This window comes from Caulobacter sp. SSI4214 (assembly GCF_012184455.1).
GTDB lineage: Bacteria > Pseudomonadota > Alphaproteobacteria > Caulobacterales > Caulobacteraceae > Caulobacter > Caulobacter vibrioides_E.
Window position 1 is genome coordinate 15,041 of record NZ_SZWJ01000035.1, and the last position, 19,834, is coordinate 34,874.

General features: G+C 68.0%; 20 protein-coding genes. 8 read left to right on the forward strand and 12 right to left on the reverse strand.

What is annotated here, in order from left to right; genetic code table 11:
• Positions 1-39: 39 nt before the first annotated feature.
• Positions 40-1,413, forward strand: coding sequence for a S9 family peptidase (locus FCU40_RS12090; protein ID WP_168075205.1), 1,374 nt, complete (start codon positions 40-42; stop codon positions 1,411-1,413).
• 23 nt (positions 1,414-1,436) lie between these two features.
• Here FCU40_RS12090 and FCU40_RS12095 read toward each other — a convergent pair whose 3' ends face one another.
• From FCU40_RS12095 to FCU40_RS12105, 3 genes are all read right to left on the reverse strand, one after another.
• The gene (locus tag FCU40_RS12095) at positions 1,437-2,099 is read right to left on the reverse strand and encodes a hypothetical protein (protein ID WP_168075207.1); all 663 of its coding nucleotides are present in this window, start codon (positions 2,097-2,099) and stop codon (positions 1,437-1,439) included.
• 323 nt (positions 2,100-2,422) lie between these two features.
• A complete protein-coding gene (locus tag FCU40_RS12100) occupies positions 2,423-3,361 on the reverse strand; it encodes a cation diffusion facilitator family transporter (protein WP_168075261.1) in 939 nt (312 codons plus the stop codon).
• 159 nt (positions 3,362-3,520) lie between these two features.
• The gene (locus tag FCU40_RS12105) at positions 3,521-3,988 is read right to left on the reverse strand and encodes a rubrerythrin family protein (protein ID WP_168075209.1); all 468 of its coding nucleotides are present in this window, start codon (positions 3,986-3,988) and stop codon (positions 3,521-3,523) included.
• A gap of 162 nt (positions 3,989-4,150) precedes the next feature.
• Here FCU40_RS12105 and FCU40_RS12110 point away from each other — a divergent pair, with 162 nt between their 5' ends.
• The 4 genes from FCU40_RS12110 to FCU40_RS12125 are packed head-to-tail and all read left to right on the forward strand — an operon-like array spanning position 4,151 to position 7,051.
• Positions 4,151-4,429 carry a PepSY domain-containing protein gene (locus FCU40_RS12110; protein ID WP_168075211.1) on the forward strand — a complete coding sequence of 93 codons (279 nt, stop codon included), beginning with the start codon at positions 4,151-4,153 and terminating at the stop codon, positions 4,427-4,429.
• A 4-nt stretch (positions 4,430-4,433) separates the two neighbouring features.
• Positions 4,434-5,054 (forward strand): cytochrome b/b6 domain-containing protein, encoded by a 621-nt coding sequence (locus FCU40_RS12115; RefSeq protein ID WP_168075213.1) that lies wholly within the window; start codon positions 4,434-4,436, stop codon positions 5,052-5,054.
• Entirely contained in the window at positions 5,029-5,724 is a 696-nt protein-coding gene (locus FCU40_RS12120; protein WP_168075263.1) for a response regulator transcription factor, read from the forward strand. Before FCU40_RS12115 ends, FCU40_RS12120 begins: the two co-directional genes overlap by 26 nt.
• Before the next feature lie 49 nt (positions 5,725-5,773).
• Entirely contained in the window at positions 5,774-7,051 is a 1,278-nt protein-coding gene (locus FCU40_RS12125; RefSeq protein WP_168075215.1) for a HAMP domain-containing sensor histidine kinase, read from the forward strand.
• Between the two features lie 81 nt (positions 7,052-7,132).
• Here the strand turns inward: FCU40_RS12125 and FCU40_RS12130 are convergent, their stop codons facing one another.
• From FCU40_RS12130 to FCU40_RS12170, 9 genes are all read right to left on the reverse strand, one after another.
• The gene (locus tag FCU40_RS12130) at positions 7,133-7,555 is read right to left on the reverse strand and encodes a ribbon-helix-helix protein, CopG family (RefSeq protein ID WP_168075217.1); all 423 of its coding nucleotides are present in this window, start codon (positions 7,553-7,555) and stop codon (positions 7,133-7,135) included.
• Positions 7,552-9,504 (reverse strand): conjugal transfer protein TraG, encoded by a 1,953-nt coding sequence (locus FCU40_RS12135; RefSeq protein ID WP_168075219.1) that lies wholly within the window; start codon positions 9,502-9,504, stop codon positions 7,552-7,554. The genes FCU40_RS12130 and FCU40_RS12135 overlap by 4 nt, the downstream gene beginning before the upstream one ends.
• 16 nt (positions 9,505-9,520) lie before the next feature.
• Entirely contained in the window at positions 9,521-11,233 is a 1,713-nt protein-coding gene (locus FCU40_RS12140; protein ID WP_168075221.1) for a DUF3363 domain-containing protein, read from the reverse strand.
• Positions 11,234-11,432: 199 nt separating this feature from the next.
• Positions 11,433-12,050 (reverse strand): lytic transglycosylase domain-containing protein, encoded by a 618-nt coding sequence (locus FCU40_RS12145; RefSeq protein ID WP_206677338.1) that lies wholly within the window; start codon positions 12,048-12,050, stop codon positions 11,433-11,435.
• 223 nt (positions 12,051-12,273) lie between these two features.
• Positions 12,274-12,789 carry a S26 family signal peptidase gene (locus tag FCU40_RS12150; RefSeq protein WP_168075225.1) on the reverse strand — a complete coding sequence of 172 codons (516 nt, stop codon included), beginning with the start codon at positions 12,787-12,789 and terminating at the stop codon, positions 12,274-12,276.
• Positions 12,786-13,256 (reverse strand): DUF2840 domain-containing protein, encoded by a 471-nt coding sequence (locus FCU40_RS12155; protein ID WP_168075227.1) that lies wholly within the window; start codon positions 13,254-13,256, stop codon positions 12,786-12,788. The genes FCU40_RS12150 and FCU40_RS12155 overlap by 4 nt, the downstream gene beginning before the upstream one ends.
• Entirely contained in the window at positions 13,253-13,540 is a 288-nt protein-coding gene (locus FCU40_RS12160) for a helix-turn-helix domain-containing protein (RefSeq protein ID WP_168075229.1), read from the reverse strand. The genes FCU40_RS12155 and FCU40_RS12160 overlap by 4 nt, the downstream gene beginning before the upstream one ends.
• 130 nt (positions 13,541-13,670) lie before the next feature.
• Positions 13,671-14,435: a DUF2285 domain-containing protein gene (locus FCU40_RS23345; RefSeq protein WP_241693601.1), complete on the reverse strand. Its 765-nt coding sequence runs from the start codon at positions 14,433-14,435 to the stop codon at positions 13,671-13,673.
• Between the two features lie 179 nt (positions 14,436-14,614).
• Positions 14,615-14,953 carry a helix-turn-helix transcriptional regulator gene (locus FCU40_RS12170; protein ID WP_168075231.1) on the reverse strand — a complete coding sequence of 113 codons (339 nt, stop codon included), beginning with the start codon at positions 14,951-14,953 and terminating at the stop codon, positions 14,615-14,617.
• Positions 14,954-15,106: 153 nt separating this feature from the next.
• On the opposite strand from FCU40_RS12170, the gene FCU40_RS12175 reads away from it, so the two are divergent.
• The 3 genes from FCU40_RS12175 (at position 15,107) to FCU40_RS12185 (ending at position 19,798) form a co-directional block, all read left to right on the forward strand.
• On the forward strand, positions 15,107-15,613 hold the full coding sequence (locus FCU40_RS12175) for an RNA polymerase sigma factor (protein WP_168075233.1): 507 nt from the start codon (positions 15,107-15,109) through the stop codon (positions 15,611-15,613).
• A 14-nt stretch (positions 15,614-15,627) separates the two neighbouring features.
• Positions 15,628-16,629, forward strand: a complete 1,002-nt coding sequence (locus FCU40_RS12180; protein WP_168075235.1) for a FecR family protein — start codon at positions 15,628-15,630, stop codon at positions 16,627-16,629.
• A gap of 118 nt (positions 16,630-16,747) precedes the next feature.
• Complete coding sequence (locus FCU40_RS12185; RefSeq protein WP_168075237.1) at positions 16,748-19,798, forward strand: TonB-dependent receptor; 3,051 nt, start codon at positions 16,748-16,750, stop codon at positions 19,796-19,798.
• Positions 19,799-19,834 lie beyond the last annotated feature (36 nt).

A 19,834-nucleotide genomic window follows, 5' to 3' on the forward strand; every position in this document is an offset into this window, starting at 1 on the left:
GCTGCCGTTGGCGGATCTTCCCAAAGGCGACGTTCAGAGGTGCGAACCAAGCGACCCCAGCCTGTTCTAAAGATCGACTCAAATGCGCGCGGGACAACGGCTTGGATCTACGGGCGTGGTCCTGAAGAGAAGGGTTGGCGCCTCCTGCGCAAAAGCAGGTTCAACGAACAGCGCAAGCTCCCGGAATTCGACATCGTTGGCGCGACCGAAGAGCCGGGGGTTCTTCTGGTCTGTTCCCGACCAGAAGGCGCGGACAAGGCCATCATCCGCACCTTTGACGCGCGCAACAACGCATTCGGCTCGACGATCTGCCAGCGCGATGACGCGGAAATCACGGATGCTTTTATCGACAAGCGGCGCCGCTTTCTTGCAGGCGTCTACACTCAGGATCGGATCGCTTATGAGTTCGCTGATCCGTCGCTGTCGGCCCACTTCAAAGCGCTGAACACCTATTTCGGCAACCGCTCTAACGTGCGAATCCATGACGTAGACACGGCGCAACAGAGCTTCGTCCTTGCAGTGAGCGGGCCCACTGAACCGACGACCTTCCATCATTACGATCGGCGCTCCCGCAAGGTAACACCGCTGGGATCTTCGCAGCGGCGCCTTAGCGCTGACCGGCTAGCACCTATGCGCACGCTGGACGTAACGACTCGGGACGGCGCGCGGATCACCGCCTACCTCACCACCCCCTTGTCGTCAGCCGGCCCACCTCCGCTTGTCGTCCTCCCTCATGGCGGTCCGGAGGCACGAGATGTGTACGACTGGAACATCTGGGCTCAAGCGCTTGCTTCACAGGGGTGGGCGGTGCTTCAGCCTAATTTTCGCGGCTCTGGGGGTTACGGCAAGGCGTTCGCTGACTTGGGTCGCCGCCAGTGGGGCGGTCGCATGCAGGATGACGTCGAAGACGCTCTATCCCAGGTGCTCTCCCTGCGTCTGGCCGACCCTACTAAGGTTGCGATCTGCGGCCTCAGCTATGGTGGTTACGCCGCACTCGAAGGCGCGGTGCGGAATCCACAGCTCTACAAGGTCGTGGTTTCGATTGCGGGGGACGCCGACCTTATCCAGACTCTCCGCTCGTCACGTGAGGACGACGGAGCCGACTCTCGCGCCTACGAGTACTGGACGAGCTCCATTGGCGACCCCAAGCAGGACGAAGAGATGCTTCGAGCAGCTTCTCCCGCACTGCACGCGGAGCGTATGCAGGCACCAGTCCTCCTCATCCACGGCACTGAAGACGACGTTGTCGATCCCAAGCAGTCGAAGTTGATGGCGAAGGCGCTGGAGACCGCCGGCAAACGCTTTGAATACCTTGAGCTCAAGGGCGAAGGCCACACCGGTTGGTCAGATGACACGCTGAAGCTGGTGCTCAAGACCACCTGTGACTTCATTGCCAAGGCGTTGACCGCATAGCTTAGGTGGCCAAAGTACCCCCGTTATGTAACGGAAGCGTGACCGTTCTGAGCATGCCAGCCTATGGTCGATTGGCCGCCGACCTCTATGAGGTCGACATCACCCGTATTCACATTTCCACGGTAGAGTGCTTGCGCTCCAAGCCTGCGGCTCCAGACCTGCAGCAGCACATGATCCGGGTCGTCGGGCATGGTGTCGATAATCCGCGCCAAGCGGGCCTCGGCTTTGAAGAGATCCTTCTCCTTGCTGAACAAAACGACGGGATCGTTCCCGTCAGCTCCAACTGCAACCAGCCGGCTGCCGGGGGTGCGGATGAAGGAGCCCTTCCAAGCAAATCCAAGCCGTTTTCCGTAAGCGTCTTCCCATACGCGAATTCGCAGCAGCAAGCGGTTCTCGCTGGCCCATGAGATCTGCTCTACATCGTAATTGCCGATTGGCACGACCGTTGGCGGGATGCCGCGGCCTTCCATGGAAAGAACATAAAGGCGCGCTTCTCGCTTATCCCCCAGCTCGACGGCGTGCAGGACGGCCAAGCTCTTTCCGCTCGGGGACAAGCTTGCAGACTTGACTCCTTCAAGCATGAGAAGCTCATCGATGGTCGGCAGCGGCGGTGAACCTCCAGGCGCAGCTACGACCGACACAGGCCAAGCCAGTGCGGCGATGACGAGGCAGCGACGGGTCAACATTCCTGGGATCTCAATGCCTAAAGCTCGATAAAACTAGACCATTCTGGGTTGCCCCATCAATGGGCACAAGCTCCGCGTTCAGCCTGAGCATTGCCGCTCTGTGCCATCCGAAATCCTTCGGGTTTCACCAGCGCTGCGCCAACTACAGACGTTAGCACCCCTCCAGGAATCCGACGCTCGGTCACGAGCCATGGGGACTATCCTAGCCTTTTTAGCGCAGCAATTGGCACCCGCCCCTGCGCACCCGACTGCGGGGTGGAATCGCGCGTTGCCGCGGTTTGCACATCAGACGGTCAGCCCGAGTTCTTCCAGCGCGGGTCGTCTTACGCCAAGGCCTCGCCAGAATGATCCGACGCCGGTGGCCAGGGATCGACATGGGTCATCAGATTGAGCACGCGGTGCCCTTCCAGAACTCGGCGGCGGGCTTCGAGGGCGATGTCATGCCCCTGCGCGACGGTCATGAGAGCGTCGATGTCGAGATGCGCGTCCACCAGGATCATGTCGCCCATCCTGCGTCCTCGTAGGTCGTGGACGCCCATCACGCCAGGGGTGCCGAGTATCGTGGTCTCGATCTGCTTCATCTCCGTCTCGTCGGCCGAGCGGTCCATGAGATCGTGCAGGGCCTCCCACCCGAACTCCCAGCCCATCTTGGTGATCATGGCACCTACGACCAGCGCGGCGATGGGGTCAAGAAGCGGGAAGCCGAGCAGGTTGCCGATGATTCCCACCCCGACCACGAGCGACGAGGCCGCGTCGGAGCGCGCATGCCAGGCGTTGGCGACCAGCATGCTCGACTTCACGCGCCTGGCCGCCGCCAGCATGTAGCGGAAGAGCGTCTCCTTCGCGATCAGCGCGGCCAAGGCGATCCAGAGCGCGACCATGTGGACCCTGGCGATCGTCTCGGGATGCTCAAGCTTGAGCACGGCGGACCAGATCATTCCCAGACCCACGGCCAGCAGGATCAACCCCAGCGCTAGAGACGCCGCAGTTTCGAAACGATGATGCCCATAGGGGTGGTCGGCGTCGGCGTCCTTCTTCGAGTGGGCGCTGACGAACAGGACAATAAAGTCCGCGACCAGGTCGGACAGCGAATGGATGCCATCGGCGATCAGGCCTTGTGACTTAGAAAGCAGTCCTACGGCGATCTGCAGGCTGGTGAGCACAAGGTTCACGACGACACTGACCAGGGTCGAACGCTTTGCCGCCGCCGCCCGCGCCTCCAGGGTGCTCGCGTCGTCTTCGCCGGCCTCTAGAGCGAGCATTTCTCTCACGAAGCTCTCCCTCGCTGACTGTATGGCGCGCGATGTCGCACACCTAACCTGGACCGGTTCGCGTTCAAAGACGCGGCGAGGGTTCATCCCCGCGATGCAAGGCAGGCCCGCGCGTTACAGAACGCGCCCCGCGCGAGCCCGCGCGCCCGGCTACCGGGTCTTGAGCTTGGCCAGCGCGGCCTCGTACTTGGCCTGGTGATCGGCCTCGTCTTCCGCGATCTGGCGGAACATCGCGGCGACCTTCGTATCCCCGGCCTTGTCAGCGGCCCGGGCGAAATCGACATACATGGTCGTGGTCTCGTAGGTTTCACCGGCGATGGCGTCGGCCAGATTGGCCTCGTCGCTGCCAGCCAGTTTAAGGGCGTTGGCCTCGCGGGCGAAATGCTCGTCGCCTTCGACCTTCGCCGCCTGCTCGAAGAGCTTGGCCAGGTCTTGGCGGCCATGAGCGCGGGCGACCTCGGCATAGGCTTGGTATTTCAGATGGGCGAAGGCCTCGCCATGCATGGCGGCCTGCAGATTCGCTCGGGTTTCCGGATTCAGGGCGTCGGCCGCGACGGCGGGGGTCCCCGCAAGGACCAGCGCTGAAAGGCCGGCGGCCAGGGAAAGCTTGACGTTCATGGGACGTCTCCAGATCACCGCCGTTCGCGGCTCGGAGACCTTGACTTTCAAGCCTGACCCAAACCTGACCGACACACGGCTTCGGCGTCAGGTTTGGGTCAGGGCGCGCCTCTATCACCGTTATCACCGGGCTCCGGCCCCAACGGGAACAAGAGGTACAACATGCGCAAGCTGACAATTTCCGCGCTCCTGGCCATGGGTCTTCTGGCGGTCGCCGGCCAGGCCGCCGCCAGTCCGACCTGCACCAAGGAGCCCCAGAGCAAGTGGCTGCCAGAGGCCCAGATGAGAGCCAAGATCGCCAAGATGGGCTACACCGTGAAGGTGTTTCAGATCAGTGGCAGCTGCTACGAGATCTATGGTCGCGCCAAGGACGGCAAGAAGGCGGAAGTCTATTTCAACCCGGTCACCGGCGAGATCGTTCGCAACAACGAGGACGACTAGGCCGATGACGTCGCGCCCTACAGCAGACGCCACGCCGCGCCTTGACCGGAGCGCGCCCCCCGAGGCCCAGCGCGTCAAGGTCTGGGACCCGCTGGTGAGAGTGTTCCACTGGACTCTCGCCTTGGGCTGCATCACCAACCTCACCGTCCTGCGTGACGCCGAAGCCCCCCATCGGTACGTAGGCTATGCGGTGGCGACGGCCCTGGTGGTTCGTCTCCTGTGGGGCGTGATCGGCACGCCCCATGCTCGCTTCGCAGATTTCGTTACGACCCCGCGCCGCCTCCTTGGCTACCTGAAGGCCCTCCTGCGCGGGCGCGAGCCCCGATACATCGGACACAACCCCGCCGGCGCCGTCATGATGCTGGCCTTGATGGGGCTCGGCGCGACCTGCGCGGCGACCGGCTGGATGATGGGGCTGGACGCCTTCTGGGGCGATCGCAGGGTGGAGGCTATCCACGAGGTCGCGGCGAACCTGATCCTGGTCATGGCGGTCGTGCATGTGCTCGCGGCCCTTGTCGAAAGTTGGCGACACCGCGAAAACTTGGTCGGGGCGATGATCACCGGTTTGAAGCGCGCGCCCAGCGGAGATGACGTCGATCATGCGGCTCTTACTCATCGAGGATAATCCGCGCCTTGGCGAAGCGATCGTAGCGGGTTTGAGCCGCGATGGCTTCGCCATCGACTGGAGCCGGTCGATTGAAGAAGCCGACGAGGCGCTCGACCTGACGGACTATGATCTGTTGCTGCTGGACCTTGGCCTGCCGGACGGCGATGGCCTGGATCTGGTGCGCCGGCTCCGGCGGGATCGCGATCCCACGCCCATCCTTGTCCTGACTGCCCGTGGAGAACTTGGGGACCGGGTCAAAGGGCTCGACCTCGGGGCCGACGACTATCTGGTCAAACCGTTCGAACTCTCGGAAGTGGCCGCGCGTTGCCGGGCTTTGATGCGTCGCCCAGGGGCTTGCCTTGGTGCGACCCTTTCTGCGGGCAACCTCAGCTTGGACACCAGCACCCGCACAGTTCGCGTCAACGGTTCGATGGTGGCGCTTCAGAGGCGCGAAACCACCCTGCTCGAGCAGTTGCTGCGCAGGGTCGGGCAGGTCGTGACCAAGCCCTCCCTTGAGGACCAGATCTACGCGATGGATGCCGAGGTTACGCCCAACGCCTTGGAAGCAGTCGTATCCCGCCTGCGACGACGACTGACGGCGGCGGGAGCCGACGCTACCTTGAAGACCGTGCATGGCGTGGGCTACGCGCTGCTGGAGCCACGCGTATCGGGTGGAGCCAATGGCTAGACCAGCGCGAACGGGAGCGGCTTCCTCGACCCTGTTCTCCCAACTCGCGGTGCGCCTGGGCCTGCTCGCGATCTCCTTCGGCGTCTTGAACGCCCTTATCGTCATCGCAAGCTACGCGCTCGATCAGCAGGAGATGGCCGGGGACTTCATCGGCGGCCAGGCCATCCGGCTTGAACGGGTCTGGCGTGAAGGCAGGGGCGACGCGATACCCGCCCCGATGGGCGTCACCCGTTGGGGCTATACCCTGTTGGACCCTCAGGGGCACGTGCTCATGTCCAGCGCGATCGGGGCGCCGCGGTCGGTCGCGCCGGACCTGATCGAGGAGACACGTCGCACCTGGACGGGCGGCCATCTACGGATCAGCGGCGCCCGTCGGCTCGAACATGGCGGGTGGGCGGTGCTCTGGGCCGAGGCCAGCGGCTTTTCGGTTTACCTGCCAGCGATTGGCGGCGAACTCCTCGACCATGTCGCCCTCCCGTTCATACCCCTGACGGGCCTGCTGCTGGCCTTCAACATCATCGTGGTTCGACGGCTGCTGACGCCGCTTCGCCAGGCAGCAGCGGAGGCCGACAGGTTAGACGCTAAGAGCGAGGCCCTGAGGCTGACCGAACCTGAGGGGCCAAAGGAGGTGGCCGCGCTTGTCGCCGCCGTGAATGGCGCTCTGGAGCGTCTGCGCCAGGCCCTTGGGTTGCTAAAGGCCTTCACGGCGGACGCTGCTCATGAACTGCGAACCCCGCTCGCGGTGCTCAAGCTGCGTGTCGGCCAACTGCCCGACAACCCCGTCAAGGAAGAGATTCGCGCGGATCTCAACACCATGACGCGACTGATCAACCAGATGCTCGACCTTTCTCAGGCCGACGCCTTGCAGATGGAGGGCGCGGAAATCCTGAACCTCTCCGACATCGCCACCCAGGTGATCGCCCAGACCGCGCCGCTGGCGTTCTCGGAAGATGTTGACCTTCGCCTCGTTGATCGCTCACCCGCACCCATCCGCGGTCACGCCGACGCCATCGGCCGCGCCCTGCGAAACCTCATTGAGAACGCCGTCAGGCACGGGCGCGGCGCCGGCCCGGTCGATATCACCGTTGGCCCCGGCCCGCTCATCTGCGTGCGCGACCATGGTCCTGGGCTGGCAGGCGCCGACCTTGAGTTCCTATTCCAACGCTTCTGGCGTTCGCGTCGAGATCAAGGTGAGGGCGCGGGCCTGGGCCTTGGGATCGTCAAGAGCATTGTCGAGGCCCATGGCGGATCGGTGAGCGCTCGGGACGCCGAAGGCGGTGGCGCGGAGTTCATCCTGGCATTCCCCGACGCCTCCACATTCCCCTGAGTCAACTTCCCCATCGCTGGGAACCGCGCCGCTCGCTCTCCAGGCTTCCAGGAAACGGACCTTCCCAACGTCAGCGATGAGTCAAACCCCGCCATTCGATAGATCGCTACCGACCTCCTCTCGTAGAAGCTTACCGCTCGCCAATCTGCGCGCCAGCACCTCCAGGAACCGGGCATAGCGTTCCCGCCCAAGGTCACCTGAAGCCTGGTCTTCGGTAGCCAAAGCCGGCGAGTTCCTGAGCCAGGTCCGCACGAACAGCGCCACCGCCTCGTTGGCGATTGTCAGATCCCGCTCCAGCCGCTCGATCTGACGGCTCATCCGGTCCAGCCGCCGCGTGACCGCCGCCTCCCCGGCCTCGGCGCCATCGGCTGACAGATAGGACGCCACCGCCGCCCGCACGATTTCCGATTTCGACCGCCGCAGCCGCCGCGCGGCCTCGTCGAGCTCACGCACGAGATCGCCGGGCAGGAACACCTTGGCCTGGACCTTCGCGCCCGCCGTCACAGCGCGATCCCGTCGTCGGGATCCAGCGAGGCCCGCCGGGCCGCCGCCCGAAATCGCCGCTGAAGATCGGCGGCCTGCAGGATGTCCTCGTCCTCGACCATATCGCCCCCGATCAACGGCTCCGGAGGCGTCGCCGGGCGCTGGGGCTCCAGGTTCAGCTCCGGCGCGATCTGGTGACCGCCGTCATCCGCCTGACCGGCGCGCGGTCCGCCGTCGGCGCTCACCGCCAGCACGGTCGTCCAACCACCCGCCTCCGTCCGGTCCGGCAACCTGCTTACCTTGGGCGGAGGTCCGACCCGGCCGACCAGCGCGTGGTCCAGGAAGTATCGCACCTTGAGGCCCCGGATCGGCGGCGCGCCCGAGACCAGGACCAGGGCCTCGTTCTGCGGTAGCTGCATGACCTCGCCGGGCGTGAGCAGCGGCCGCGCCGTCTCCTGACGGCTGACCATCAGGTGGCCGAGCCACGGCGACAGCCGATGCCCGGCATAGTTCTTCATCGCCCGCATCTCGGTGGCGGTCCCCAGACTGTCGCTGATCCGGCGCGCCGTCCGCTCGTCGTTGGTCGCGAAGGCGACGCGGACGTGGCAGTTGTCAAGGATGGAATTGTTGGGTCCGTAGGCGCGTTCGATCTGGTTCAGACTCTGCGCGATCAGAAAGGCCCGGACGCGGTATCCCGCCATGAAGGCCAAGGCCTGCTCGAAGAAGTCCAGGCGTCCGAGCGCCGGAAACTCGTCCAGCATCAGCAGCAGCCTGCGCCGTGAATGCGCCGCTTCCAGGCCCTCGGTCAGCCGCCGGCCGATCTGGTTGAGGATCAGTCGGATCAGGGGCTTGGTGCGGCTGATGTCCGAAGGCGGCACCACCAGATAGAGGCTGACCGGCCGGTCGGCGTCCACCAGGTCGGCGATACGCCAGTCACAGCGGGCGGTCACGGCCGAGACGACGGGATCGCGATAAAGACCCAGGAAACTCATCGCGGTGGACAGCACCCCTGAGCGCTCGTTGTCCGACTTGTTCAGCAGCTCCCGCGCCGCGCTGGCCACGACCGGGTGGACCGCGTCGCCCAGATGACGGGTGCGCATCATCGCCTGCAGGGTGGCCTCGATCGACCGTTTCGGATCGGCCAGGAAGTTGGCGACACCGGCCAGGGTCTTGTCCGGCTCGGCATAAAGAACGTGGAGGATCACCCCGACCAGCAGGCTGTGGCTGGTCTTCTCCCAGTGGTTCCGCCGCTCCAGCGCCCCCTCCGGGTCAACCAGGATGTCGGCGATGTTCTGCACGTCGCGCACCTCGGTCGGGCCGCGCCGCACTTCCAGCAGTGGGTTGTAGGCGCTGCTGGTCGGGTCGGTTGGATCGAACCGCAGGGCATGGCCGATCCTGGCCCGGCAGGCGGCCGTCAACTGCCAGTTCTCCCCTTTGATATCGTGGATCACCGCCGAGCCCGGCCAAGTCAGCAAGGTCGGCACAACCAGACCGACACCCTTGCCTGAGCGGGTCGGCGCAAAGCACAGGACGTGCTCGGGACCGTCGTGCCGGAGATAATGCTGACCGAACCGGCCCAGCACGACGCCGCCGTCGCCGAGCAGGCCGGCGGCGCGGACCTCCGCCTCCTCGGCCCAGCGCGCCGAGCCGTAGGTCGTCACCCTGCGCGCCTCCCGGGCGCGCCAGACCGACAGAGCGATGGCCACGGCGAAAGCGACCAGGGCCCCGCCAGCGGCGATGAACGCGCCGCGGACGAACACCGACGGCGCATAGGCGTCGTAGACGAACCACCAGACGAAGAACGCCGGCGGCGGATAGATCGGCCAGTCGCCGAGCCAGAACCATGGTGGCCCCAGGCGCGCCTGATAGGCCAGCTGCCAGGCCGTCCACTGGGTCGCGGCCCAGACGCCGGCCAGGGCTAGCAGGCCGACGACCAGAATCTGACCCCAAAGGATCTTCGTGCCGCTCATGATTGGGTCGGGCTCCTCATCGTCCCAGCCCCCGCTTGCGTCCCAAGGTCCAGTCGACGCCGCCGCCCGGCGTCAGCACGCCGCGCACCGGCTGGCCGAGATGCTGGTCCAGCCCCCGGGTCCACGGGACCAGCTGGAAGCCCAAGCCGTCCTCGATCATGGCAAAGCGCCCCGAAACCAGGTCCAGACGGCGGCGATAAACGCCCTCGACCCGATCGCCGGTCCCGCCCTCGATCCGCGCCGCCCCCGTTTCGGCCCTGAGGTTGTCGGAGACGCGCGCCAGCTCGCGCGCCCGCAGCGTGGCGATAAGGTCCTTGGAGAGCACCGTGCGGCCGGCCCCCATGCGCGCCAGCCCCATCGCTTCGAGTCTGGCCCGGCGCTTGCCCAGGGCCACGCGGACCTCCTGCCCGAAGCCCGAGGCGGCGAGATCCTGTGGCTCGCGGGCGACCATCTGCCGATCGAGCCAGGTCGCGCCCTGGGCGCCGACCTGAGCATCGAGGCCAAGGTCCGACCGGTGCACGAGTTCGGCCCTCGGCCTGGCGCCTTCGACCAGACGGGTCCGCACTTCGACGAGCCCACCGATCGGGGTGTCGCCGGTCTCGGCCAAGTCCTGGAACCGGACGTGATGCAGCCGACCGTCGACGCCGTCGACGATCGCGTAGGCCTGGCCGTTCAACTCGTCGTGCAGCCCGCGCTCGACCAGACGCCCGAACACCGGCCAGGCCGGCGCACCGCCGTCTAGGGCGATGGCGGTCGGGTCGCGGCCGGGCCCCATGACCCGGTGCAGGGTCTTGATGATGTCACCTCTTTCGGCCAGGGCGCGCAACCTGGCTTCGAGATCGGGCGCCAGCGTCCACCGCCCCGGCCCATCCGCCTGGACCAGCCCCAGACGCTCAAGCACTTGAGCGCGCCCCACCAGACGCCTGTGATGGTTCTGGTGATGGCCTTGGCCGCGCAGATCGACATGCCCGTCGGGTCCCTCCGCCCGCTCGCGTAGGGCGCGGTCCAGGCTGGTCCAACGATGGGCGGCGACCTCTCGGTCCAGACCAGCCTCGATCTCCTTCTGGCTGCGGGGCCCCAGTTCCAAGGACACCAGCTGCTCGGCCCGCGCCCGCAGGCCACGGGCGATGTAATCGCGGTCGATGACCAGATCGCCCCCGTCGTCGGCGGCGCCGCGCACCAGGACGTGGACGTGGGGGTTGTCGGTGTTCCAGTGGTCGACCGCCACCCAGTCCAGGCGCGTTCCGAGGTCGCGCTCGGCCTGGGCCATCAGATCCCGGGTCGTGGCCCGCACGTCGGCGAGCTGGCCCGCGTCCTCCGGCGAGACGATGAAGCGGAAGTGGTGGCGGTCATCCTCGCAGCGGCCAGCGAAGGCGTCCGGGTCGGCGGCTCCGTCGCGGTCGAACATCTCGCCGAGCGCGCCGTCACGAGAGACCCCCTCGCGCCGCAGGTAGCGAAGGTGTGTCGCCAACGGCGCGGCGCGATAGCGCGCCCCGCGATGCTGGACGATGCGGGCCTTGATGACGACCTTGCGCCCGCTCGATGGGCCGCCCATCAAGGCGGCGCGCCCTCGCCCCAAACGCCCCCGCCCGCTTCGACCGCCAAGATCCAGCGCGCCCTGGCCCGACCGGCGCGCCGCGCGCAGCACCTCGCCGACGAAGCCACGCTCCTTGCCGCCACGGTCGCCGATGCGGCCAAGCCGGGGCCGAAAGTCGTCCTCGCCGCTCAAAGGCCCCTCCAGCGCGAAAGGTCCCGGTCAAGTCGTTGTCGCCGCTGCGTATTTCGTCCGGCGCGGGACCCGCCCGCTCCGCGAGGTCCCGGAAATTCTCCAGCACCACCAATGACATGGGCCTGAAAGGTCCCTGTCCTTTTATCTTGCCGTCGTCCCCTGCCCGACGTTCCGGCATCCCCGCCCCACTCCTGGCGATTCATCGCCGCGGCTCCGCTCGCCGAACAACGAACACAGAAGGCGCCCGCGACGTCGACACGTCCGCCATCGCCTCATCGGGCGCCTGGCCCGGAAACAGCGGCGACCACCGCCAGGCGGACGGGGTATGACGACCGGTCCCGCCGATCCCCGCGACCTCGCCCGAGACGCGCGCGACGTAGCGCGCCGTCTCCGCCGGCAACCGCGCGGTTCCCGCCAGATAGCGCTCGTAGCGCCCCGGCCCCGCGTTGTAGGCCGCCAGAAAGCCGCCGGCCCCATAGGCGTCGCGCAGACGCCGCAGATAGGCCGCGCCCGCCAGCACGTTGTCGCGTGGCGCGAAGGGATCATCGCCCAGGCTCAGTTCGGCGCGCATCTGCCCCCAGGTGGCGGGCATCAGCTGCATCAGGCCCATGGCCCCCTTGGGCGACACCGCGTCCAGACGCCCGTCGCTCTCGGCCCGGACCACCGCCCGGATCAGGGCTGGCGGGAGACCAAAGCGCCGCGCCGCCTCCTCGATCGCCGCCTCGACCCCGCCGCTGTCCGCAGGCCTGCACCAGGCCGGACTGGCGGCGGCCGCGATGCTGACCGCCGTCAGCCGAAGGAGAAGAAGACGCGTCACGGACGCGCGCTGCGCGCGCGGCGCCTCTGTCGGCGCCCGGCAAATCCGGAGCGTGCGCCCGGGCTCGCGATCGTCAAGGGAAGCGCGAAGATCGCGCCGGCCGGACGGCCGCCCTGGACGACCGCTCCGCGCGGACGCCGACGCGGTCTTGGCCGGGACGAGGAAAGGCGCGGCAGACCGACCGAACAAGGAAAGGCGATGTTGCGTGACGGGCGGGACCATCTCAGCGCTCCGTTGCCGTCCAGAGCGGCGTGGCGCGTCCGATCACGCGCGCGATGGACACCGGTCCGAAGTAACGACCGTCCAGGCTGGCGGGGGCGTCGGCGTTCAGCAGGAAGATCTCGCCAGCCGCGAGGCGACGGCAGCCTTCGTACGGCCGAAGCGGGCGTCCCAGACGGTCTTGCCGCCGCGCCACGGCGACGAACCGCCCGTCGATCGTGACGCGTCCCGCGCGGCCGCAAACCCTTTGTCCTTCGGTCGCCGCCAACACCTTGAGAAGCGGGACGTTGGCGGGCAGATAGCCGCGCCGAGCCATCCAGTTCGCCAGAGAAGGCGGGGGCTGGAAGACGACAAGATCGCCAATCCTGGGCGGCCGCTGATCGACGCCATAAAGGCCGATCGGCGCGCTGGCGGTCGTATTGAGGAGCAGACGAGGCGCCGGCCGCGCCAACCATGGGCCGATCAGCAGCAGGGCCGCGACACCCGCCAGGCCCAGCACGCGCAGACGGGCGGCGTTCATGCGCCCAGCCTCCGACGCAGGAGCCAGGCGCGATGGCGCGCGCGCGAGTAAGCGCGCGGCGCCAATCCCGCCAGGACGCGGGCGTGCACGTGCCGCCAGTAGTCCGGCGCGGCGTCCGCCGCCTGCACGCCCAGCGCTTCGACGCCGTCGATGGCGCCGAGCACGATCTGCACCTTGGCCCAACCGGCGATATCCAGCAGCAGTTCGCCGCCCGGCGCGACGAAGGGCGCGGTGGTGAACGCCGCACCCGGCGCGACGGCGCGCAGGACGCTGATGCGCGACTCCACCGTGCCGTAGTCGCCGGACCGCCAGCGGACGAAGGCGAAGACCGCGCCTGGCGCGAAACCGACGATGCGGCGGCGACGATCGATCAGCCGCTCGCCCGAGGCGCGACCAAAGCGGATCCACCGCTCGATCTGGCCTTCCAGCCACAAGAGCTCGACCTGGGTGTCGGCGGGGCCGATCATCGGCCGCCGCCCGACTTCGCGTAGGCCGGCGACACGGCGGCGTGGCGCTTGGCCGGCCGCACGACGTCGGCGGTGACCTCACTGGTCGAGGTGCGCGCGCCCCGCGCCGTCCAGGCCTCCAGGTCGGCCAGGGTGTAGATCACCCGCCCGCCGATCTTGCGGTAGGTCGGCCCGGTCCCGTAGGTCCGGTGTTTCTCCAGGGTGCGCGTCGAGAGGCTCAAAAAGCGCGCGGCTTCAGGCGTGGTCAGATGCCGTGGCGGCATGACCGATGTCGGCTGCGACATGTGTGTGTTCCGGATGCTGCCGGCGCGGCCTGGCGTGGCCCCGTCGTGACCCGGTCACCCTGGCGAGCCGGCGGCGGCCCCAGGGATGGCGAAGACCGGGGGTGCGCCCTTCGCCACCCCCGGGCGGCTGCTAGAGACCTAGCCGGAGAAGCTTGAGATAGCCGCCGCGCATGAGGGCCTTGCCGGTCCGCACCAGGCGGATGGTCACGTCCCTGACCGAGGCGGTGCGCCAGTCCTCCCGCTCCAGCGCCTCGCCGCCGAAGACCGTCCTGGCGATGTCGCGATAGCTGTCGTGGCGCAGAGACCCGTCGAGGGCCACCAGGCTGCGGGCCAGGCGCGTGCGCTGGGCGCGCGTCAGGCGCGAGCGTGGCTGCGCCCGCCCCGCCGCCAAGCGCTGCAGGGCCTCTACGGCGCGCACCCTAAGGCCGAAGTCCTGGTCGAAGCCAAGCACGACCAGCAGCGGGCCATCCGCTCGAGCCTCGCCGCGAAGCAGCAGTTGCAGGCCCGCCGCCAACCGCATGTGCAGCCCGTCCTCGCCGCGCCGCGGACGCCCCAGAGCCGGCGGCGGACGCGCGGGACGCCCCTGCCCCGCCAAGTCGGCGATCATCGGGACGACGAGGCCTGGCGCGACATCCTCCCGCCAGAACACCTCGGCCCGCGGCGCTGGCAGCGCTGGATCAACCGGAAACCGCAGGCCCCAGCGGTCATCCAGGCGCGCCTCCCCCGCCCCGCCCGAGGTCCAGTCGCGCGCGAACTCGGCGCGGTAGTCGGGATTGCGGCGCAGGAACTCCCAGGCAAAGCCCGGTACGGTCAGCCGCGTGAGCGACGGCCAGCCGCCCTCGCCTCCGCCGCCCGGCGGCCCATCCGGTTCCGATCGGGCGTGCGGCGCGGCCATGAGGGCATGGCGCCAGAGGCACCAGGCCAAGCCATAGCGAAACCATGGGAATTAACCCTGCCAGCCCCGGTTGCGGCGCCGTTCGTCACCTTACGGATGAATTTCCGCCGGTCCTTTGTCGATCGACCGCGCGCTTCAGGCCAAAAGCCCGCGCACTCCAGCGCAGCTAGACGTCAGCCTCAAGATTTCCGGCTAAGCGCCAAGGCGAACAACTTGTCCGCCCACTCGATGTCTTCATCGCTCAAACCCGCGAGGCGATCGAGAACGCGCGGAAGCGGATCATTCCGACGAGCCTTCGCCGCGAATTCCCCCGCTCCAAAGAAATCACGGACATCGACTTCGAGGACTTCGGCGAAACTCTCCAGCGTGTCGAAGCTGGGAGCAGCTTGCCCGCGCTCGATACGTCCGATCGTTTCCAACGCCTTGCCGACACGATCAGCGAGTTCGGCCTGCGTGAGGCCGGCGCGCTCACGGTGGTGTCGAACCATCGCTCCTACTTGCCGGCGCAACGTCGACATCAACCCGCTCACTCCAGACTCCGAGAGCAGGAATGTCCGGCAGCGTCACAAGCGGTCTAAGGACACATTAATGCACATTTGCACCAAATATGACTTTTAATGACACATAGAATGAAGGATTCTGTGGGGCAATCCTAGGTTGGGATCATCATCGTGGACGGTTCTGCCCCGCCCGCCGCGTCCTCCGCGGCCCTCATCGCATCCCTCGACACGCTCTTTCGGCGTTACGACCGCTGGCTGCGCGGCGCGCTCCGTCGGCGCTACGGCCGCGAGCTGGCCGACGAGGTCGCGCAGGAAACCTATCTGCGCGCCGCGCCCTACGACGTCGCCGGCGAAGTGCGTCACCCGAAGGCTTTCCTGATGCGGATCGCGGACAATCTGGCGCGCGACCGACTGCGCCGCCAGCGCCTGGAGACCGAGGTGAACGGCGATCCCGCCGCCGTGCCGTCCGAGCCCCTGTCGCCGTCCCAGGACCAGATGCTCACCCTCAAACAGATCGTGCTGGCCCTACCGCCGGAGTTGCGCGATGTTTTTCTCCTGAACCATATCCAGGGTCTGACCTATCAGGAGATCGCGACGTTGCGGAACATCCCCGTGACGACCGTCCACCACCGGATGCGCCAGGCCCTGGCGCGGACGGCGGCGGCCATGCGCGACTAAGGCGGAAGCTCGTGATGATCGAAGATCGACAAGGCGCGCGCCAGGTCGACCGCGAGGCGGCCGACTGGTTCTCGCGCCTCAGCCAGACCCGCATCGAAAACGAGGATCTAGCCGCCTTCGCCGAGTGGCGCCGCGATCCGCTGAATCTCGCCGCCTACAACCGGATCGAAGACATCAGCCGCGCCGTCCGCGGCCTGGCGGACGATCCCGAGATCCAGGCCGCGGCGCGCGAGGCCCGCGCTCGCCCGCCCGAACGCCGCGACCGGCGGGCCGTCTTGCGCCTTAGCCCCAAGGCCTGGGGCCCGACGCTCGGCCTGGCCGGCGTCGTCGCCGCGTCGCTGATCGGCTGGCTGATCGTCACGGCCCCCACCTATTCCACGGCCGTCGGCGAGCAGGTCAGCGCGCGGCTCGAGGACGGCTCGCGCGTCCAACTCAACACCGATACGCGGCTGCGCGTGCGCTTCACCGGCGGCGTCCGCCGTGTCGAGCTGCTGCGCGGCCAGGCCTTTTTCGAGGTGGCGCACGACACCGCCCGACCGTTCATCGTCGTGGCCGGCTCGACCGAGGTACGCGCCGTCGGCACCCGGTTCGACGTGCGCCGGGACCCCGGCGAGGTGCGCGTCACGCTCGCCGAAGGCAGGGTGGCGGTCCACGATCGCGCCAGCGGCGGCCGGGACTGGACCCTGACGCCCGGCCAGTCGCTCGACCTTGGCGTTCGCGCCAAACTCACGGGCCCCACCGCCGTCGACGTGCCGGCGACCACCGCCTGGACGACGGGGCGCCTGGCCTTCCACGACGTGACGCTGGCCGACGCCGTGACCGAGATCAACCGCTATACGCGCGACAAGATCGTCCTGGGCGCCGGGGTCCCGGCGGACCGCAAGGTCAGCGGCGTGTTCCCGACCGGCGACACCGGCGACTTCCTCGCCGCGGTCACCACGCTCTACGGCCTGAAGACCACCGTCCGTCCCGGCGGCGGGCTTGAGCTGAGCGCCAGCCGCGAGCCCGCCGCCTGACGTCATAATTTTTTCACGAGGTCGCTACCAAGGGATGCCGCCCCCCGCGTCTCACCCCCAAAACCACGACGGTTCCAGCGCTTCCTTCGAAGCGCCCGTCGTCACCGGGGGAAGCTTCATGGGACGCGTTGCAAACCTATTTGGGGGATCGTCGATCCTGGCCCTGGTCGGGGCCGCGGCGTTGGCCGTCGCGCCGATGACGCCGGCCCGAGCCGCCGAGCCGCCGGCGCCCGTGACCGTGCAGGCCGGGCCCCTGGACCGCTCGCTGATGACGCTGGCGGCGCAGACCAAGGTCCGCATCCTGTTCGAGAACGCGCTGGTGGCCGGCAAGACCGCGCCGCCCATCCGGGGCGTCTACACCGCGCGCCAAGCGCTCGAACAGATGCTGACCGGCAGCGGCATCGAGATCATCGAAGCCAAACCCGGCGTCCTGGTCCTGCGCCCGCGCCGTGTTGCGATCTCGACCACCGAGAACATTCCCGACGCCCTGTCCGGCGCGCGCCTCGCAATGGATCACGCCTCGCCGAACACGACGGCCGCCGCGATCGCCGATCCCGAGCCGGTCGTGGTCTCGGAGATCGTGGTCGGCAGCAACATCCGCGGCGCGGGTCACGGCGCCTCACCGGTGCTGATCATCGACCGCGCCGACATCGATCGCGCCGGGTATAGCAGCGTCGCCGAAGCGCTGTCGGCCCTGCCGCAGGCTTTCGGCGGCGTCGCCAGCGAGGACGCGTCAACCACCGGCGCCGATCCCACCGGGACGAACGTTTCCGAAGCCACCGGCGTCAACCTGCGCGGCCTCGGCGCCGACGCCACCCTGGTGCTGGTCAACGGCCGCCGGCTGGCGGGCGCCGGGTCGAAGGGCGACTTCGCCGACGTCTCGTCGATCCCGCTGGTGGCGGTCGAACGGATCGAAGTCCTGCTGGACGGCGCCTCGGCGCTCTATGGTTCGGACGCGGTCGGCGGCGTCGTGAACATCGTGCTGCGCACCCGCTTCCAGGGTCTGGAGACGCGCGCCTCGAGCGACCTTGCCACCCAGGGCGGCTATCGCCGCGACCAGTTCGCCCAGGCGGCCGGCCACGCCTGGGCCTCGGGCGACGCAATGATCGCCTACGAGTATCAGGGGCATTCGGCGCTTCGGGGGAGCGATCGCGACTTCACCGGCGACGCCGACTTGCGGGGCCTCGGCGGCAGCGACCGACGGCTGTTCTATAGCCGTCCCGGCAACGTCCTGAGCGCCAGCCTCATCCCCGCCTTCGCCATCCCGGCCGGCCAGACGGGCGCGGCGCTGAAGCCCGGCGACTTCATCGCCGGCCAGACCAACTTGGAAAATCAGCGCGCCTATTACGACGTGCTCGGCCGCCAGCGTCGTCACAGCCTCTACGCCGTGTGGCGCCAGGACGTCGGCAAGATCCTGTCGCTGTCGGCCGACGCGCGCTACAGCCAGCGCAAGTTCCACGAGCGCGGCTCGGCCTCGCTGGCGACCATCAATATCAGCCGCAACAATCCCTGGTTCGTCTCGCCGACCAACGCGGCGAGCGACGCGATCGCCTACTCGTTCGGTTCCGAGCTCGGCCCCAAGATCACCGACGGTCTGGCCGAGAGCCTGGCCTTCAGTCTCGGTGGCGACGTCAAGCTGCCGGCCGGTTGGCGCATGGACGTCTATGGCGCCTACGCCCAGGAGCGGGCCGAGACGCGCCTGAGCAACGCGGTCAACGCGGCCTATCTCAACGAGGCGGTCGGCGCGACCGCGGACGACCCCAAGACCGCGTTCAGCACGGCCGCCAACGGCTTCTTCAACCCCTATCTGGGGGCCGGCTCCAACCCGCGGTCGATCCTCGATTTCATCGACTCCGGCTACGAGCACCGCAAGACCCGCGGAGAGACGATGTCGCTCAACGCCAAGGCCGACGGCGCGCTGCTGGACCTCCCGGGCGGTCCCCTGCGGATGGCGCTCGGCGGCCAACTGCGACGCGAGACGCTGAAGACCGGCGGCGAAAGCTTCCTGAGCGCGGCGACCGCCACGCCCATCACCCGCCGCGATGTCACGCGCGATATCGAGAGCGTCTTCGCCGAACTGAACGTACCGATCTTCGGCCCGGGCAACGCCCGCCCCGGACTGCAACGCCTGGAGCTCAGCCTGGCCGGCCGCTACGAACACTACGAGGGCGTCGGCTCCAGCAGCGATCCCAAGGTCGGCGTCGTCTGGACCCCGACCTCGCAGGCGACCTTCAAGGCCAGCTATGGGACCTCGTTCCGGGCCCCCTCGCTCCCGGAGCTGAACGATCCCTATGTCATCGCGCCGACCATGCTGCCTGGGCCAGGCGGCGGCAACCTGCTGACCCTGATCCTGATCGGCGGCAATCCCGATCTCAAGCCGGAGACGGCCACGTCCTGGACAGCGGGCGTCGACCTTACCCCCGCGCGCTGGCCCGGCCTCAAGCTCAACGCCACCCTGTTCGAGACGCGGTTCAAGGACCGGATCGGCCAGCCGGCGATCGACAACCTGCTCACCGTGCTGTCCACGCCGGAGTTGTCCAGCTTCCGGACCTTCGTCTCCCCCAACAGCAACGCCGCCGACCGGGCGCGGGTCCAGGCCCTGCTCGACGACCCGGCCACGCTCTTCGCCGGCCTGTTCGATGTCACCGCCTATCGCGCGATCGCCGACGCGCGCAACGTCAACACCGGCCAGGTCCGGGTTCAGGGCCTGGACCTCACCGGCGGCTACCAGACCCGGCTGGCCGGCGCGCCCTTCAGCGTGCAGGGCAATCTCTCCTGGCTGCTGGCCTATGATCGCAAGGTCACGCCCACCTCGCGGTCCGTCGCCCTGGCCGGCATGGCCGGCTACCCCGCCGACCTGCGGGCTCGGCTCTCGGCGACCTGGACCCGCGGCGCCCTAGACTACACCGTCGCGCTCAACCACGTCGGCGACAGCCATGACGACGCGGGCCGTCGGATCGCCAGCTGGACGACGGGCGACGTGCAGTTGCGCTGGCAATCGAACGCCGCCAGCGGCCCCTGGAAAGACCTGTCTCTGTCCGTGACCGTGCAGAACGTCCTCGACACCGATCCGCCGTTCTACGACTCCCCGCTGGCCGTCGGCTACGACCCGGCCAACGCCGATCCCATCGGGCGGCTCGTGGCGGTCCAGCTCAGCAAGCGCTGGTAGCCCCCGCGCCTTTCCCCTCTCATCGCGAGTCCCTTT

Bases quoted from the DNA above. Each gene is read 5' to 3' on its own strand.
- FCU40_RS12095 (WP_168075207.1), bottom strand. From the start codon at position 2,099: ATGTTGACCCGTCGCTGCCTCGTCATCGCCGCACTGGCTTGGCCTGTG.
- FCU40_RS12100 (WP_168075261.1), bottom strand. From the start codon at position 3,361: ATGCTCGCTCTAGAGGCCGGCGAAGACGACGCGAGCACCCTGGAGGCG.
- FCU40_RS12105 (WP_168075209.1), bottom strand. From the start codon at position 3,988: ATGAACGTCAAGCTTTCCCTGGCCGCCGGCCTTTCAGCGCTGGTCCTT.
- FCU40_RS12110 (WP_168075211.1), top strand. From the start codon at position 4,151: ATGCGCAAGCTGACAATTTCCGCGCTCCTGGCCATGGGTCTTCTGGCG.
- FCU40_RS12115 (WP_168075213.1), top strand. From the start codon at position 4,434: ATGACGTCGCGCCCTACAGCAGACGCCACGCCGCGCCTTGACCGGAGC.
- FCU40_RS12120 (WP_168075263.1), top strand. From the start codon at position 5,029: ATGCGGCTCTTACTCATCGAGGATAATCCGCGCCTTGGCGAAGCGATC.
- FCU40_RS12135 (WP_168075219.1), bottom strand. From the start codon at position 9,504: ATGAGCGGCACGAAGATCCTTTGGGGTCAGATTCTGGTCGTCGGCCTG.
- FCU40_RS12150 (WP_168075225.1), bottom strand. From the start codon at position 12,789: ATGAACGCCGCCCGTCTGCGCGTGCTGGGCCTGGCGGGTGTCGCGGCC.
- FCU40_RS12155 (WP_168075227.1), bottom strand. From the start codon at position 13,256: ATGATCGGCCCCGCCGACACCCAGGTCGAGCTCTTGTGGCTGGAAGGC.
- FCU40_RS12160 (WP_168075229.1), bottom strand. From the start codon at position 13,540: ATGTCGCAGCCGACATCGGTCATGCCGCCACGGCATCTGACCACGCCT.
- FCU40_RS23345 (WP_241693601.1), bottom strand. From the start codon at position 14,435: ATGGCCGCGCCGCACGCCCGATCGGAACCGGATGGGCCGCCGGGCGGC.
- FCU40_RS12170 (WP_168075231.1), bottom strand. From the start codon at position 14,953: ATGTCGACGTTGCGCCGGCAAGTAGGAGCGATGGTTCGACACCACCGT.
- FCU40_RS12180 (WP_168075235.1), top strand. From the start codon at position 15,628: ATGATCGAAGATCGACAAGGCGCGCGCCAGGTCGACCGCGAGGCGGCC.
- FCU40_RS12185 (WP_168075237.1), top strand. From the start codon at position 16,748: ATGGGACGCGTTGCAAACCTATTTGGGGGATCGTCGATCCTGGCCCTG.